The sequence below is a fragment of the Embleya sp. NPDC025285 genome (assembly GCF_055558835.1).
In genome coordinates, this window is record NZ_JBVHLU010000003.1 from 185,004 (window position 1) to 200,085 (window position 15,082).

At 71.8% G+C, this 15,082-nt stretch carries 14 protein-coding genes; 10 read left to right on the forward strand and 4 right to left on the reverse strand.

Translation table 11 applies throughout. The features are described 5' to 3' along the window. Positions 1-18 precede the first annotated feature (18 nt). Positions 19-942 carry a BadF/BadG/BcrA/BcrD ATPase family protein gene (locus ACZ4FV_RS03640; protein ID WP_395865851.1) on the reverse strand — a complete coding sequence of 308 codons (924 nt, stop codon included), beginning with the start codon at positions 940-942 and terminating at the stop codon, positions 19-21. Positions 943-1,075: 133 nt separating this feature from the next. On the opposite strand from ACZ4FV_RS03640, the gene ACZ4FV_RS03645 reads away from it, so the two are divergent. From ACZ4FV_RS03645 to ACZ4FV_RS03680, 8 genes are all read left to right on the forward strand, one after another. After that, complete coding sequence (locus tag ACZ4FV_RS03645; RefSeq protein ID WP_465321736.1) at positions 1,076-2,443, forward strand: MFS transporter; 1,368 nt, start codon at positions 1,076-1,078, stop codon at positions 2,441-2,443. Then, positions 2,440-3,447, forward strand: a complete 1,008-nt coding sequence (locus tag ACZ4FV_RS03650; protein ID WP_402232341.1) for an SDR family oxidoreductase — start codon at positions 2,440-2,442, stop codon at positions 3,445-3,447. The genes ACZ4FV_RS03645 and ACZ4FV_RS03650 overlap by 4 nt, the downstream gene beginning before the upstream one ends. After that, on the forward strand, positions 3,447-4,883 hold the full coding sequence (locus ACZ4FV_RS03655; RefSeq protein WP_465321737.1) for a trehalose-6-phosphate synthase: 1,437 nt from the start codon (positions 3,447-3,449) through the stop codon (positions 4,881-4,883). Before ACZ4FV_RS03650 ends, ACZ4FV_RS03655 begins: the two co-directional genes overlap by 1 nt. Further along, positions 4,876-6,264, forward strand: a complete 1,389-nt coding sequence (locus tag ACZ4FV_RS03660; RefSeq protein ID WP_402232345.1) for an aspartate aminotransferase family protein — start codon at positions 4,876-4,878, stop codon at positions 6,262-6,264. Before ACZ4FV_RS03655 ends, ACZ4FV_RS03660 begins: the two co-directional genes overlap by 8 nt. Before the next feature lie 71 nt (positions 6,265-6,335). After that, positions 6,336-7,241, forward strand: a complete 906-nt coding sequence (locus ACZ4FV_RS03665) for an alcohol dehydrogenase catalytic domain-containing protein (protein WP_395865860.1) — start codon at positions 6,336-6,338, stop codon at positions 7,239-7,241. A gap of 64 nt (positions 7,242-7,305) precedes the next feature. Continuing rightward, positions 7,306-7,716 carry a PPOX class F420-dependent oxidoreductase gene (locus tag ACZ4FV_RS03670; RefSeq protein ID WP_395865862.1) on the forward strand — a complete coding sequence of 137 codons (411 nt, stop codon included), beginning with the start codon at positions 7,306-7,308 and terminating at the stop codon, positions 7,714-7,716. Positions 7,717-7,980: 264 nt separating this feature from the next. Continuing rightward, a complete protein-coding gene (locus ACZ4FV_RS03675) occupies positions 7,981-8,112 on the forward strand; it encodes a hypothetical protein (RefSeq protein ID WP_402232347.1) in 132 nt (43 codons plus the stop codon). A 187-nt stretch (positions 8,113-8,299) separates the two neighbouring features. Then, positions 8,300-8,794: a P-loop NTPase family protein gene (locus tag ACZ4FV_RS03680; protein WP_402232349.1), complete on the forward strand. Its 495-nt coding sequence runs from the start codon at positions 8,300-8,302 to the stop codon at positions 8,792-8,794. Between the two features lie 134 nt (positions 8,795-8,928). Here ACZ4FV_RS03680 and ACZ4FV_RS03685 read toward each other — a convergent pair whose 3' ends face one another. From ACZ4FV_RS03685 to ACZ4FV_RS03695, 3 genes are all read right to left on the reverse strand, one after another. Beyond that, positions 8,929-9,462, reverse strand: a complete 534-nt coding sequence (locus ACZ4FV_RS03685; RefSeq protein WP_395865868.1) for an Lrp/AsnC family transcriptional regulator — start codon at positions 9,460-9,462, stop codon at positions 8,929-8,931. Positions 9,463-9,584: 122 nt separating this feature from the next. Then, positions 9,585-10,982 (reverse strand): NAD(P)/FAD-dependent oxidoreductase, encoded by a 1,398-nt coding sequence (locus ACZ4FV_RS03690; protein WP_465321738.1) that lies wholly within the window; start codon positions 10,980-10,982, stop codon positions 9,585-9,587. 194 nt (positions 10,983-11,176) lie between these two features. Next, a complete protein-coding gene (locus ACZ4FV_RS03695; RefSeq protein ID WP_395865872.1) occupies positions 11,177-12,625 on the reverse strand; it encodes an aldehyde dehydrogenase family protein in 1,449 nt (482 codons plus the stop codon). A 281-nt stretch (positions 12,626-12,906) separates the two neighbouring features. Between ACZ4FV_RS03695 and ACZ4FV_RS03700 the strand changes: the two genes are divergently transcribed. Together ACZ4FV_RS03700 and ACZ4FV_RS03705 are read left to right on the forward strand one after the other, a co-directional pair. Further along, the gene (locus ACZ4FV_RS03700; protein ID WP_402232352.1) at positions 12,907-14,373 is read left to right on the forward strand and encodes an APC family permease; all 1,467 of its coding nucleotides are present in this window, start codon (positions 12,907-12,909) and stop codon (positions 14,371-14,373) included. Positions 14,374-14,509: 136 nt separating this feature from the next. Then, complete coding sequence (locus ACZ4FV_RS03705; RefSeq protein ID WP_402232354.1) at positions 14,510-15,082, forward strand: GNAT family N-acetyltransferase; 573 nt, start codon at positions 14,510-14,512, stop codon at positions 15,080-15,082.

A 15,082-nucleotide genomic window follows, 5' to 3' on the forward strand; every position in this document is an offset into this window, starting at 1 on the left:
CGGCTGCGCTTCGGCAGATCAGAGATTGCGGGTGTGTGCCCAACTCTTCGGCGGCGAACCCTCGTTCGCGACCAGCGCGGCGTACACCGCGTCGACCGGATCGGCGATCACGGTCGGCGGTTCGGCCGCGCCCAGTTCGGTGACCATCCGTCGACCCAACTCGGCGGCGTACGGCGGGCATCCCCGGAAGACGCCGCCGTTGAGCACGGCCCGCCACGTCCCGCTCAGTCCGGCCGCGTCCCGGGCCGCGCGTACGCCGTCCAGCAGTTCGTCAAGCGCGGCCCCGACCACCTCGCCGGCCACCGCGTCGCCCGCCTGCCAGGCCGCGCACACCTCGGGCGCGAGCGCGGCCACCCCGGCCTTGGGAAACGGCTCGGCGGCCAGCCGACGGGCCAGTTCGCGCGGGCCGTGCGCCGCGAACAGCGTGGTCGGCCGCCCTCGACCGTCCGCTCCCCGTACGGCGGCCCGCAGACCGGCCACACCGAGCGCGTACGCACTGCCCTCGTCGCTGCCCAGGTACTCGCATCCGCCGATCACGACCGGCGGGCCCACGTCCGGCCCGGCGGCGGCCACGCAGGCCGAGCCGGTTCCCGCCACCACCACGACGCCCCGCCCGGACAGCGGCGGCGCGAGCAACAGCGGCGGCACGTCCCCCGACACCACCAGCCGTCCCACGAAACCCTGTTCGCGCGCGATCACGGCCAACCGGTCGATCTCCCGCGGCGGGGTGTCCATGGTGATCGTCGAACTCGCGAACCACCCGACCGAGGGTCCCAAGCCCAGGTCCGACGCCATCTCGGAGAGCAGTCGCACGAGCGTCGCCTCGGCCGCCGCGCCGGCCGAGGCGGGATTGACCGACTCCCGGGTGTACCGCGTGCCGAGCACCACGGCGGTGGTGTGCGTGCCACCGGCGTCGATCGCCCAGTACTCCACAGCCGCCACAGTCGAAAGCCTCCGCAGTCGGTCGAAATCCAACGCCGCAGGTCACGCTACCGGTAGGGGATGCCGGCCGAGGGTAGTGGTTGAGCAGTACGGTGGGCGACACTCTCGGTCACTCCCGACGAACGGAGCGTCGATGCGGCACGGCGGCGGCGGTGTGCTCGGCCTGGTGGCTCCCGCGACGAGTTGGGGGCTGTTCTGGGGCGGTTGGGCCGCGTTGATCCCGACGCTCAAGGACGAACTGGCACTGGACGACCGGCAGCTGGGTCTGGCGCTGTTCGCGGTCCCGGTCGCGGCGGTGCCCGCGATGCTGCTCACCGGGCCGGTCGCGCGCCGACTCGGGCCGCGCACGCTGCCGCTGGTGACCGCCGCGTTCGCGCTCGGCACGCTCGCCGTGGCCGGCGCCGGGTCCTGGTGGACGTTCTCGGCCGCACTGCTGGTGATCGGCGCGGCCAGCGGCGCGATCGAGGTGGCACTGAACGCCACCACGGCCGCGCGTGAGGCGCTCACCGGCGAACGGCTGTTCAACAAGGTCCAGGCGGCCACTCCGCTGGCCATGGTGCTCGCCGCGCCGGCGGTCGGCCTCGCGCTGCATCTGGGCGCGTCCGCGCGCGCGATCCTGGTGGCCATCGCCGTCCTGGTCGCGCTCAGCGCGGTCCTGGCCATCGACGGCCGCCGGTGGCAGGAACAGGAGCCCGACCCGGCCGGCACCACCCGTGCCGGGCGCGCGCACGGCCGCCTGTTGACCGCCCTGCTCGTGGTCGGCACGGTCGGCGCCATCGTGCTGCTGATGGAGAACACCGTCGAACAGTGGGGCGCGATCCACCTCGCGGACGACCTCGGCGCCGGTTCCTTCGTCGCCGCGTGCGGCCCGGCCGTGTACATGGCGGGCCTGTCCGCCGGCCGGATGCTCGCCCAGTGGCGCGGCGAGCGGGTCGACGAGCGCACCCTGGTGCTCGTCGGCGGCGCACTCGGCGGCCTCGGCCTCGCCCTCGCGGCGGCGGCTTGGTCCACCGCGTCCACGCTGGCCGGATTCGCGCTCGCGGGTGTCGGCCTCGCCCCGGTCGTCCCCACGCTGCTCGCCGCGACCGGGCGCGCGGTCGGCCCGGAGCGGCGCCCGCAGGCGATCTCGCTGGTCACCACGGTGTCCTATGCCGGGTTCCTAAGCGCACCACCGCTGGTCGGCACGCTGGCCGGCCGGCTGGGTCTGGGCACCGTCCTTGGCATCGTCGCGCTGTGCGGGGTAATGGTGGTGGCGGGGAGTGGGTCGCTCCGACTGTTGCCGGTGGATCACACGGACGAGGCCGGCGCGGATCGGCCGAACCAGCCGGACCGGCCGAATCATGAAGCCGGCACACCGAGCGACAAGCGGGGAGACCGGGGCGAGCGGGGCGACCCGCGCCCGTCGGGCGGACCGGGTGAGCCGACTCGGCCGAATCATACGAACCATCGGAATCACCCGAACCACCCGAACCACCCGAACGAGAAGGGGGTTTCCCGATGACCCGGGTCCTGGTGTTCGGATCGGGGTACATAGCCGGCCACGTCGGCACCCGGTTGACCCGACTCGGCCACGGTGTCGTGCTCGGCTCACGCCGCCGGCCGCACACCCCGGAGACCCGGGGGCTGCGCTGGCTCCCGGTGGACGTGGCCGATCCGCACCAGGTGCGCACCGTCGTCGACGCGGTCCGCCCCGACGCCGTGGTGGCCGCGCACGGGCCCTCGGACATCACGTGGTGCGAGGCGGACCCGGCGGGGGCGACCGCCGTGCACGCGGCCGGAGCCCGGCACGTGGTGGCCGCGCTGGCCGGCCGGACCGCGCGGACCGTGCTGATCTCCACCGACAACGTGTTTCCCGGGCACGCGGACAGCTGCACCGAATCCGACGCCACCGCACCCGCCAACGCCTACGGCCGGGCGAAGTCGGCCGCCGAGGACGCCTACCTGGCCGGCGGCGACGCGCTCGTATTGCGGGTCAGCCTGGTGTACGGGTGGGATCGGGCCGGTCTGCGGCCCAACTTCTTCACCACGTGCGCCGAACGCCTCGGTGTGGGCGCGCCGGTCGCGGTCCCGGACGAGCACTGGAACACACCCGTACTGATCGACGACGTCGCGGCGTGGACCACCGCGCTGCTGGACTCGCCGCACACCGGGGTCGTGCACCTGGGCGGGCCACGCCGGCTCTCCCGCGTGCAGTGGGCCAGGCACATCGCGCTCGGCTACGGCGTCGACCCCGAGTTGGTGACCGCCGTACCGCAGGGGGACACCGCGTACGCGTGCCGTCCGCGCAACGCCTGTCTGCACAGCGAGCGCGCCGCGCACCTGCCCGAACTGCGCGGCCTGGAACCGGTCGACGTGTACACGGCCGACGCCGCGCTGATCGCGGCGCCGACGGCGCACCACCCGTCGATCCCACGCGCCGCCTCGCCCGCCCCCGACACCCCAGCCGCCTTCGACGCTTCAGCCGCCTTCGACGCTTCAGCCGTCTTCGGAAGGGACCAGTCCTGATGGATCGTCATCTGTTCCTGGCCAGCAAGCGCGCCGCCGTCAGCTTCGCCCCGGATCCCGAGCACGGCCGGCTGCGGCCGTGGCTCGCGCCGGGTGGTACCGGAAACGTGGTCGCCGAGCAGGCGGGTGTGCTCGACGTGACCTGGATCGCCAGCGCGGACACCGACGACGATCATCAGGCGGCCCGGGAGAGCCCGAACGGCCTGGAGCTTCGGCTTCGTTCGGGGCGCGACATCCGGGTCCGGCTGCTCCGGCACGATCGCGAGACGTTCGAGGTGGTGCAGAACTTCCTCACCGCGCAGTTGATGTGGGCCGCGAACAACTACGGCTGGGACAAGTGGACGACGCCCACGTTCGGCCCCGAGACCTACACCGCGCTGGACCGGTTCGCCGAGTTCACCGAGGACTTCGCCGGTGCGCTGCTCGCCGACTCGGCCGACGTCGCGGACCCGGTGTACCTGGTGCACGACTATCAACTCGTCGGCGTACCGGCCCGGTTGCGCGCGGTGCGGGCGAGCGCGCCGATCCTGCTGTTCGTGCACATCCCCTGGCCCTCGCCCGACTACTGGCGGATCCTGCCCAAGGCGATGCGGGTCGGCATTCTGGAGGGCATGCTGCCCGCGACCACCATCGGCTTCTTCGCCGAGCGCTGGTGCCGCAACTTCCTGGACTGCGTGGCGGACCTGATCCCGGACGCCGACGTGGACCGGAACGCGGGCGTGGTGCACTGGCGCGGCCGACGCACGGGGGTACGCACGATGCCGCTCGGCTACAGCCCGCTGGCCCTGGAGGCGGACCACCCACGCCTCCCTCCGGGCATCGCACAGTGGGCGGGCGACGCGCCGCTGGTCGTGCACAGCGGCCGGACCGACCCGATGAAGAACGCCGAACGCGCGGTGCGGGCGTTCGTGGCTGCCCATCGCACCGAGCCCTCGGTGCGCTCGTCCAGGTTGCTGGTCCGGATGAATCCCAATCGGCTCTACGTCGAGGCGAACGCCGAATATGTGCGCCGCGTGGAGTACGCGATCGCCGAGGCGAACGCCGAACTGGGTCCGGACACCGTGCGGTTGCACTGCGACAACGAGGTCGAGCACACCATCGGGTGTTTTCGCCGGGCCGACGTGCTGGTCTTCAACTCGACGGTGGACGGCCAGAACCTGAGCACCTTCGAGGCGCCGCTGGTCAACGAGCGGGACGCGGACGTGATCCTGTCCGAGATGTGCGGCGCGGCCGAGATCCTGGCCCCGGTCTGCCGCACGGTCAATCCGTTCGACCTGGTCGAGCAGGCCGAGGCGTTGATCGCCGCGTTGACCGCGCCCGCCGCCGAACGCAAGGCGGCGGCCGAGCGGCGACGCCGGGTGGCCGAGCCGTGGACGCTGGAGGCGTGGGTGCGCACCCAGTTGGAGTGGCTCGACGCGGACCACCGCGATGACTGAGTCGGTCGACGTGCGGGCGGCCGGAGCCGCCCAGGTCGCGCAGTACCAGTTGGGCGACGCCGTGTTGGTGCGCGGCGAGGGCATACGTTCGTGGGACTCCACCGGCCGCGAGTACCTGGACTGCGTATCCGGGACGTTCAACCTGGTGCTCGGGCACAACCATCCCGAGGTGATGGCGGCCGTACGCGAACAGACCGAGGAACTGGTCTTCGCAGCCTCGTCGTTCCGCACCGAGCCGACCGACCGGGTGATGCGCGACCTGGTCGAGCTGGCGCCGGCCAACCTGACCCGGGTGAACCTGCGCAGCAGCGGTGGATCGACCGCGAACGAGGGTGCGATCAAGATCGCCCAACACCACACCGGCCGACGCGATGTGATCGTGCCGTTCCGGGGCCACGTCGGGCAGACCATCGCGGCCACCGCGTACAACGGCAGCAGCCGGATGCGCGCGCCGTTTCCGGTGCACGCCGCGGGAGCCGTGCACGTGCCGGACGCGTATTGCTTCCGGTGCTTCTACCGGCAGACTCCGGACACCTGCGGCATGTTGTGCGTGGCGCGGATCGAGGACTTCATCACCTACGCGAGTTCCGGCAGCGTCGCGTGTGTACTGATCGAGCCGATCAGCGGGATGGGCGGCAACATCGTGCCGCCGCCCGGGTATTTCCAGGCGCTGCGGGCGCTGTGCGACGAGCACGGGATCATCCTGGTCTTCGACGAGATCCAGACCGCGTTCGGCCGTACCGGGGAGATGTTCGCGGCGGACCACTTCGGTGTCGCCCCGCACATGATGACCGTCTCCAAGGGCCTGACCGGCAGTGGCCTGCCGCTCGCGGCGATCCTGACCGAGGAGCGGATGGCCGACTGGGATCGCTCGCTGCACGGATTCACCTACGGCGGCCACACGCTGGCCGCCGCGGCCGCGGTCAAGACCTTGGAGATCGTCCGCCGACCCGGGTTCCTGGCCAACGTCCGCCGGGTGGGCGCGATCTTGAGCCGACGGCTACGCGGTCTCCAGCGCGAGCATCCGGTGCTCGGCGACGTGCGTGGGCCGGGGCTGATGCTCGGTGTCGAACTGGTCCGCCCGGACGGCGCGAAGGCGCCGGAGTTGGCCCAGGCGTTCCAGCGCCACCTGCACGCGCGGGGCATCCTCACCCGCGTGTCCGAGCACGGCCTGGGCAACGTGATCGAGTTGCGCCCGCCGCTGATCCTGACCCCGGCCGACGCCCATCTGATCGCGGACCGGTTCGGCGAGGCGCTGGAGATGTTGCGCGCCCGCACGGCGCGGGCCGGCTCGCCGGTCCCGGCCGCGCCCGGTTTGCCGCACCGGGTGGCCGAGGTCGCGCCGGCCACCTCCATCGGCGGTTCGGATTCGCCGCGATGAGGGTCGAGTTGGGTCCGGACGGCCCATCGTTGCGACTCGGCCGTCCGGACCCACCGCACGGGGAGCACGCGGTGCGAATTCGGGTGGAGCTGGCGGGCCTGTGCCGCTCGGACCTCAAGGAGGTGGCCCGCGAGCGCTACGGACCCAGCCAATTCGGCCACGAACTCGTCGGTTTCGTCGCCGAATCCACCCTGCCCGACGACCTTCCCACCGGCCTGCGGGTGACCCTGGACCCCAACGTGCGCCTCGCCCGCACCACCGGCTTCGCGACCGAGATGTACGCCGCCGGCCCGGCCGATCGGCTGTGCGCCGCCCTGCCCCGCGTTCCCGGCGAAATCACATCCCGTCAGGCCGTGTTCGCCGAGCCACTCGCGTGCGCCGAGCACTGCGTGAGCGCACTGACCCGGCACCTGGGCGGATCGCCGGCCGGCCGGGCCGTCGTCGTTTTCGGCGCCGGGGCGGCCGGTCTGCTCATCGCCCGGCTCGCCGAACTCGGCGGGGCCGAGGTCACGTTGGTCAACCGCAGCGCGGACCGCGCCGAGTTCCTGCGGAGCCGCGGCTTCGACGTCCGGCCGTTGGCCGCGCTGCCGGCCGCGGCGTTCGACGCCGCGGTGATCGCGACCAGCTTCGTCCGCCCGGACATCCTGACCGAGGCCCTGCGCGTACTCGTCCCCACCGGCCTGGCCCTGCTCTACGGCGGCACCGCCCCCGGCGACGAACTCCCGGGCCTGCCCGTCGACCTGGACCACGTCCGCCGCTCCGAACACGCCGTCCACACCACTTGGTCCGGCCGCCCGGTCACGATCGCCGGCAGCTACGGCACCACCTCCTGCGACTTCACCGCCGCCCTCGGCACCCTCCCGAAGCTCCCCCTGGAACACCTGATCACCAACGAGATCACCCTCCCCCGACTCCCCACCACCCTCCACGCCCAGCTCACCGGCCGTCCCCTCGGCAAGACCCTGATCCACCCGTGAGCTCCCCGCCCGGCAGCACGCTTCGCCGATCCGGTCGGTTTGTCGGCGGGTTAGGATCGCGATCATGACGATTACTCTGGGCGATGCCGCGCGTGCGCTTCTCGACGCGGCGTATCCGGCCGTGCTGGCGACGGTGAATGTCGACGGCGGGCCGCAGACCTCGGTGGTGTGGGTCGGGCGCGATGGGGACGACGTGTTGATCTCGTCCGAGGCGGGGCGGCTCAAGGAGCGGAATCTGCGCCGTGAACCGCGGGCCAGTGTGACCGTCTACGATCCCGCCGACCCGGACGTCTACCTGGAGATTCGCGGCACCGCGACGATCACCGAGGACGTCGGGCGTCGGGTCGCGGTCGCGTTGGCCGAGAAGTACGAGGGGCCCGGCGCCGGCGACGAATACCTGGCGCTGCCGCCGGAGTCGGTCCGCGTCGTCATCCGGATCACCCCGACCCGGCTGACCGGCAGCGCCGCGCGCTGAACACGCTTCGCCCGCCCGGAGCCGGCCGGCCGGTGTCACGGGCCGAGCAGGCCGAATCCGCGCAGTGCCCGGCGGGTGCCGCTGTAGGTGAGGTCGATCCGGGCCGGCGTGCCGGCGTCCAGGTGCCGGAACACGCTCACGGGCGCGCGCAGCGCGACGGCGCACGCGAGGATCGGTGGGTGACCGCGACCACCCGCCCGTGTCGGCCTGTTCGTTCCTGCTCCTCGAGCCAACCGCCCGCCCCGGGCGAGCACCGAGGTCCGGGTGGCCTCGCTCGGCATCCACACCGTCGCCCGGACCACGTTCGGTCTGGTCTTCGGGCTGTTGGCGGAACGCGTACTCTGCCCCGTTGCCGATCCGCGACCCGACTCGCGGGTCCCGGCCGCCGCCGGTTGACCGGGTCGGCCCCCTGGTGTCGTGGCCGGCAACCCTCATCGGCCATGACACCCACGCCGGCCGGGCCGTGCACGGCCCGGCCGGCGCTCGACCGACGACACGTTCGGATGGCATCGGGCGACCCGATAGGGTCGGCTCCCCGGATTCCCACCACGCGGCGTCGGCCGCCTCCGTAGGCTGCGAGATCATGCGCAAGATCGTCGTCGTCGGAATCGGCGGAGCCGGCCGGACCGGGTGGGCCGACGCGCTCGGCACCCGACTCGGGCTCCCCGTCACGCACTTGGACACCCTGTATCACCGCGAGGAGCGATCGACCACGCCCGCCGAGGAGTTCGCCGACGCACAGCGCACGCTGATCGCGGACCCCGATTGGATCCTGGTCGGAAACCACGCCCCGACGCTGGCCCTTCGCCTGACCGCCGCGGACACCGTCGTGTTCCTGGACATCAGCGCGCCGGCCGCGATCACCGACCTGCTCGCCCGCCGCCGACACCCCGAACCCGGCGACCTCGACGGCGCGAATCCGAGCGTATTGCGCTCGGTCCTGGCCTACCGCCACGCGGTCCGCCCCCGACTGCGCCGCCTGATCACCGAACACACCGGCTCCGGAACGTCGGTACACACCTTCACCACCCACGGCGCCGCAACCCGCTGGCTGGCGGCGCTCCCCGCGGCGCCCTGACTCGGCCCACGACGAGGCGAACGCTCACGGCCGGCCCGCCGACCGGTGGAAGAGCCTTCGATCGTCGGCCGCGAACACCTCGGCGAGCGGGCCGTCCCGGGCGACGCTCGCTGGGTGGTGGCCGGCGACGGGTCTCAGCGGTTGTCGCGCTGGTCCAAGCCCGAACCCGGGGATATCTCCGGCGAGTCGAGCAGTGAGGACTCCACGCCGCCGACGCCCCAGCCGTACGCCAACTTGTGTACCTCGAGGACGAAGAAGGAGTCGGTGGAGAGCACCCCGTCGATCAGCAGCAGTCGGCGGTTGAGCAAATCGGTGAAGTGGTCGGTGTCGCGGCAGATCACCTCGACCATCACGTCGTATTGCCCAGCGACCATCACCACGTAGGAGGTCTCCGGCAGTTCGCGCAGTTCGCGGCACACCTCCCGGGCGCTGCCGGGGCGCACCCGCATGCCGATCATCGCGAGTCGATCGAAGCCGATCGTGAGCGGGTTGGCGATGCCGACGATCTGGAGCGTGCCGCTCTCCTCCAGACGCTGCACCCGATAGCGCACCGAGGACGCCGGGATGCCCAGGTCCTCGGCGATCTGCTTGTAGGCACGCCGCCCATCGGCCTGGAGGATGGCGATGATGCGCCGGTCGATGTCGTCCAACGGGCCGGTGGGGTTCATGCGGCTGCTCCGAGTGTGCTGCGGCGCCGAGTTCGGCATGTCCTCTCGATCTTCGGCAGCCATCTTGCCCTGTTCCTCCCTCCCCCCGGGTACACCGGGCCCGCCGGCGCCGCTCGCGTCGGTCACGAGTCGAAGCCCAGGCCGAGCCGGTCGAGCGTGCGCAGCCACATATTGCGTCCGCCGTGCGCGTCCTCGCGGGCCATCGACCAGCGGGTGGCCTGGATGCCGATCCAACGCGCGGGCTCGGGCGGGAACGGGATCGGCTTGCGCTTGATCATGGCCAGCTCCGTACGCTCGGACCGGGTGCCCGCGAGCAGGTCGAGCACCACCTCCGCGCCGAAGCGGGTGGCGCCCACGCCCAGTCCGGTGAAGCCGAGCGCGTAGCCGACCCGGCCGGCGGCGGCGGTGCCGGCGAACATGCAGAACCGGGTGGTCGAGTCGATCACGCCGCCCCACGCGTGCGAGAAGCCGACGTCGGCCAGCGGTGGGAAGGTCGCGGCGAACTGCTCGGCGAGCACGTCGAACGTCTCCGGGCGCTGGGTCAGCGCCTCGTCCACCTTGCTGCCGAAGTGGTAGATGGCGTCGTAGCCGCCCCACAGGATGCGGTTGTCCTCGGTCTTGCGCACGTAGTGGAACTGGTTGCCCGCGTCGGTGACGCCGTGCTCGCCGGCCCAGCCGATCGCGGCAAGCTGCTCGTCCGTCAGCGGCTCGGTGGTGAGCGCGTAGTCGTACACCGGCACCATGCTCAGGCCGAGCCGGCGCAGCAGCGGCGGGAAGATGTTGGTGGCCAGCGCGACCCGGCGTGCGCCGACGATCCCGTACGGGGTGGTCAGTCGGATCAGGTCGGTGGGCTTGGTGTCGATCGCGGTGACCTCGGTGCGCTCGACGATCCGCACCCCGGCGTCCAGGCAGGCCCGGCGCAGTCCCCACACCAGGCGGGCGGGGTCCAGGAGCGCGTAGTCGGGTTGCCAGACGCCCGCCGACCACAGCGGTGAGTCGACGTACGCCCGCAGCGCGTCGTGTTCGAGGTATTCGGCCTTCTCGCCGTGGCGGTTGGCGATCGGTACGGACTCGCGCAGCGCCTTCGCCTGCCATGGGGTGGCGGCCACCGCGACCTTGCCGGTGCGGGCGAAGCCGCAGTCGACGCCGTGCGCGTCCAGGTCGCGTTCGAACGCGTCCAGGTTCTGCGCGCCCAGGCGTTGCAGCGTGTCGATCTCGTCCGGCCAGCGCTGGAGCCCGTTGGCCAGGCCGTGGGTGAGGCTGGGCGAGCAGAAACCACCGTTGCGCCCGCTGGCCGCGTGGCCGCACGTGCCCTGTTCGAGCACGAGTACGTCGCGGCCGGGGTCGCGCTGCTTGGCGATCAGCGCGGTCCACAGACCGGTGTACCCGCCGCCGACCACGGCCAGGTCGGTCCGGGTGTCGCCGACCTGGCGGGGCAGCGGCTCGGGCCGCTCGGGCCGATCCAGCCAGAACGGTTCCTGGGCGGTGCGGCTCAGCGCGGTGCGGTGGGTCGGGGTCATGCGGTTTCCCTTGCGGGTTGTGGCCGATATGCGTGTTCTTGCTTGGCCTCGAACGCCGGCCGGGCTGATGTGGCCTCGAACGCCGGCCCGGCTACTTGGCCTCAATCGCCGGCCGGGCTGGATTTCGCGAACCGAGCCATCAACAGCCCGGGCGGCGTTCGAGGCCGAACCAGCCCGGCCGGCGCGGTCGAGGGCTAGAGGTTGATGACGCCCGTGCGGAGGTCGGACATGTCCAGCAGCGTGTGCTTGCCGCCGATCCGGCCCCAACCCGTACCCCGGTTGCCGGCTCCGCCGAACGGCATGTTCACGTCCCAGAAGCACGTGCTGTCGTTGACCACGACCTGGCCGACCGCCATCTCCTCGACGAATCGGTACGCCGCGCGCATGCTGCTCGTGAACACCGCGCCCTGGAGGCCGAGCTTGTCGTCGTTGGCCAGCCGCAGCGCGTCGTCCTCGTCGGCGGCGGTGATGATCGGCACGACCGGGCCGAACGACTCCTCGCGCGAGAGCAGGCTGTCCACCGGCACCTGGTCCACCACGGTGAACTCGTAGTACAGGTCGGTCGGCATGCCCTCACGGCGCTTGCCGCCCAACAGCACCTTCGCGCCGCGCTCGTGCGCGTCGGCGATGTGCCGGTCCATCTTGGCGGCGACGCCCTCGTTGTTGAGCGAGCCCAGGTTGGTCGCGGCGTCGAACGGGTCACCGAGCACCACGTCCTCGGCGGCGCGCAGTACGGCGGCCACGAACGCGTCGTGCACCTCGTCCACCACGATCACCCGCTCGGTGGCGCAGCAGACCTGCCCGGCGCACAGGTACGCGCCGTACACCGCGGCCTTGGCGGCGGCGTCCAGGTCGGCGTCCGCCAGCACGACCAGCGGGCCGTTGCCGGAGCACTCCATGATCGAGCGCTTGAGGCCGGCGGTGGCCTGGATCTTGGCGCCGGTCGCGGAGGAGCCGATGAAGCCGATCGCGTCGATGCCGTCGTGCCGCACCAGCGCGTCGCCGGTGGCGCCCTCGCCCGGGAGGATGTTGATCAGGCCCTCGGGGACACCGGCGGCGACGAACGCCTCCATCGCCTTGAGCACGGTCAGTGGCGTGTTGGCCGGCGGCTTGACCACGTGCGCGTTGCCGGTGGCCAGGCCCGGCGCGACGAACTCGGCGAGCATGAGCAGCGGGAAGTTCCAGGGGGTGATGATGCCCCACGTGCCGACCGGCGCGTAGAAGGTCCACATGCGCTTGGTGCCGTCGGTGGAAGGCATCGTCTCGCCGTGCAGCCGGACCGCGTCCTCGGCGTGCAGGTGGAAGAGCTGCGCGGCCTCCTCGATGTCGGCGACCGACTCGGCGAGCGGCTTGCCCTGCTCCAGGGTCTGCAGGCGGGCCAGCTCGTCGACGCGCTTGGTGATCTCGTCGCCGATGCGGTGACACAGCTCGGCGCGCTGCCAGACGTTGACCTTGGCCCACGCGCGCTGCGCGGTGTTGGCGGCGGCGACGGCCTTGTCCAGGTCCGCGGCGGTGGGGACCGGGATGGTGGCGACGTACTCGCCGGTGACCGGGCTGATCACGTCGTAGCCCTCGGCGCCGGAGCCGTCCACGTAGGCGCCGTTGATGAAGAACTGATGGCGGGCGGAGCCGTTGCTGCTCATGCGGGGGGATCCCTCTCTGCTCTCGGGCGACGTGTACTCAGAGTTCATCAGCAACTTTGACCTGTCAATAGATCCCAATGAGCAACTTCCACAGGTCTCATTTGTCGAATGAACAAAGACGAACCCTTGACGTGGTCGAAAACTCGCATCTATAACAGGGCCATCAGCAGGGCCGACGACGACGCCGACAGCGGCGCCACCGGAGCCCGCGACCCCCTCCCCCAAGCGGCCGTCCCCCGGGCTCACCCACCGGCCGCCTCCACCCCGCGAAGGGGATACAGATGTCCGCATCAACTCAGCCGGCCGCCCCCGGCGCGACCGGCCCCGGTACGGCCGACTCCGCAGCGAACCCGCCCGCGCTCGCCAAGAAGATGCGCTGGTACGACGGCTTCGCGATGTCACTGACCATGCCCGCCGCCCTGATCGCCTCGCTCGGCGCGTCGATCGGCGGCCTCGGCGCGTGGGGCGCGATCGCGCTGTGGGCCGGGTCGATGGTCCTGGCCACGATCGCCAACTGGATCTACACCGAGCTCGCCGCGATGTTCCCCGAGTCGTCCGGCGGCATCGCGCACTACGCCACCGAGGGTTGGAAGAAGCGCGCGCCGTTCGTCGGCCCGCTCGCCAGCATCGGCTACTGGTTCCCCTGGACGACCGCGCTGTCCGTGTACGCGGGCATCATCGGCTCCCTCGTCCAGGCCCAGTGGTTCAAGGGTCAGGACTGGACGCTGGACCTGGGCTTCGCCGAGCTGACCTTCCCGATCGTGGTCGGTATCGCGGTGATCGTGCTGCTGTTCGGCGCGGCCATGTTCGGCCTGCACGTCGCGATGTGGGTCGTCTACGTCACCGGCGGCATGCTGCTGGTGCCGCTCGCGGTGTTCATCGTGCTGCCGTTCGCCAGTGGCGACTGGAGCGCGAGCAACCTGCACTGGAACCTGCACGGCGCGGCGGGCATCCGCGAGTCGCTGGTGTGGCTGTACGTGATGGCCTGGACCTCGTTCGGCGTCGAGGTCTGCGCGACCTTCGCGCCGGAGTACAAGGACACCGTCAAGGACACCTCCCGGGCGCTGCGCGCGGGCGTGCTGTTCTCCCTCGGCGTGTTCATCCTGCTGCCGCTGGCGCTGGCCGGGTACGTCGGCGAGGGCGCCATCGCACTCGACCCGACCACGTTCTACGTCGGCGCGTTCAACGACCTGGTGGGCGGCGCGGCCGACCTGATGGTGGTCTTCCTGATCGCGTCGCTGCTGCTGATCATGATCACCGGCCTGGCCGACGGGTCGCGCGTGCTCTACAACATGGGCAAGGAGGGCACCACGATCAAGCAGGTCGGCGTGCTCGACAAGCGCGGCGTGCCGGCTCGGGCGCTGATGATCGCGCTCGCGGTCAACGTGGTCATCCTGATCGCGCTCAAGACGCCGCTGGCGATCATCGTGACCGGCAACCTGGGCTACATCCTGACCCACATCCTGGCCATCTCCGGCTTCGCGATGTTGCGCAAGGACCGCCCGGACCTGGCCCGGCCGATCCGACTGCCGGGCTTCTTCGTCCCGCTGGCCTGGCTGCTCGCCGCGTTCCTGACCGTGGTGTTGGTGGTCGGCGCGACCGGCTTCTCCATCACCGGCTACGGCGGCTTCAAGGAACTGGGAATCGCCTGCGGTGTGTTGGTCACCGGCGTGGCGTTGTGGCTGTACCGCACCAAGGTCCAGGACCCACGCGACGCGGCGCTCACCGGATCGACGCACCGGCGCTGACCCGAGCCCACGACGAACGACCGGGGTCCCGCGCCGCGCGCGGGGCCCCGTTTCGTCGTCGATGCCCGGATCGAAGCCCGCCCCGCCGCCGGCCGGTTCCCGGCCCCCGTCGGAGCCCACGAGGCACACTCGACCCATGTCCACCGACCCGCGACCTCGATCCGCCCACCGACTACCCGCCGCCGTCGCGTTGACCGGCCCCGGCATCCGGCTGCGCGAATGGACCGACGCCGACCTCCCGTTGCTGGTCGACCTCTTCGACGAGGTCGAGACGGCCCGCTGGACCCCGCTCGCCTCGCCCTTCGACGCCGCCGCCGCCCGCGAGTTCCTCACCAAGGCCCGAGTCGCCAGGGCCGAACACCGCGCCGTGCAATTGGCGGTGACGCTCGACGGCGACGAACCGTGCGGCGTCGTCATGTTGTTCCTCGGCTTGGACGAGCGCCCGGATCAGGCCGAGTTGGCCTACGCGATCGGGGCCGCCCATCGCGGGCGGGGGTTGGCCGCGAAGGCGGTCCGGTTGATGACCGACTACGCCTACCACGTGGTGGGCGTGCCCGCCGTGGGGCTGCGCATCGCGCCGGACAACGTCGCCAGTATCGGCGTCGCCCGGGCCACCGGCTTCGTCCGCAGCGACGCGCCGCCGATCGTCCGCGGCCGCCGGGGCGGTACGTTCACCCTGGACCTGTGGCTGCACCGCCCGGTTCCGTGA

What these genes read in the sequence shown, in the direction of transcription:
- ACZ4FV_RS03700 (WP_402232352.1), top strand. Translation starts at nt 12,907, where the DNA reads ATGTCCGCATCAACTCAGCCGGCCGCCCCCGGCGCGACCGGCCCCGGT.
- ACZ4FV_RS03705 (WP_402232354.1), top strand. Translation starts at nt 14,510, where the DNA reads ATGTCCACCGACCCGCGACCTCGATCCGCCCACCGACTACCCGCCGCC.
- ACZ4FV_RS03685 (WP_395865868.1), bottom strand. Translation starts at nt 9,462, where the DNA reads ATGAACCCCACCGGCCCGTTGGACGACATCGACCGGCGCATCATCGCC.
- ACZ4FV_RS03670 (WP_395865862.1), top strand. Translation starts at nt 7,306, where the DNA reads ATGACGATTACTCTGGGCGATGCCGCGCGTGCGCTTCTCGACGCGGCG.
- ACZ4FV_RS03690 (WP_465321738.1), bottom strand. Translation starts at nt 10,982, where the DNA reads ATGACCCCGACCCACCGCACCGCGCTGAGCCGCACCGCCCAGGAACCG.
- ACZ4FV_RS03680 (WP_402232349.1), top strand. Translation starts at nt 8,300, where the DNA reads ATGCGCAAGATCGTCGTCGTCGGAATCGGCGGAGCCGGCCGGACCGGG.
- ACZ4FV_RS03660 (WP_402232345.1), top strand. Translation starts at nt 4,876, where the DNA reads ATGACTGAGTCGGTCGACGTGCGGGCGGCCGGAGCCGCCCAGGTCGCG.
- ACZ4FV_RS03695 (WP_395865872.1), bottom strand. Translation starts at nt 12,625, where the DNA reads ATGAGCAGCAACGGCTCCGCCCGCCATCAGTTCTTCATCAACGGCGCC.
- ACZ4FV_RS03655 (WP_465321737.1), top strand. Translation starts at nt 3,447, where the DNA reads ATGGATCGTCATCTGTTCCTGGCCAGCAAGCGCGCCGCCGTCAGCTTC.
- ACZ4FV_RS03645 (WP_465321736.1), top strand. Translation starts at nt 1,076, where the DNA reads ATGCGGCACGGCGGCGGCGGTGTGCTCGGCCTGGTGGCTCCCGCGACG.
- ACZ4FV_RS03650 (WP_402232341.1), top strand. Translation starts at nt 2,440, where the DNA reads ATGACCCGGGTCCTGGTGTTCGGATCGGGGTACATAGCCGGCCACGTC.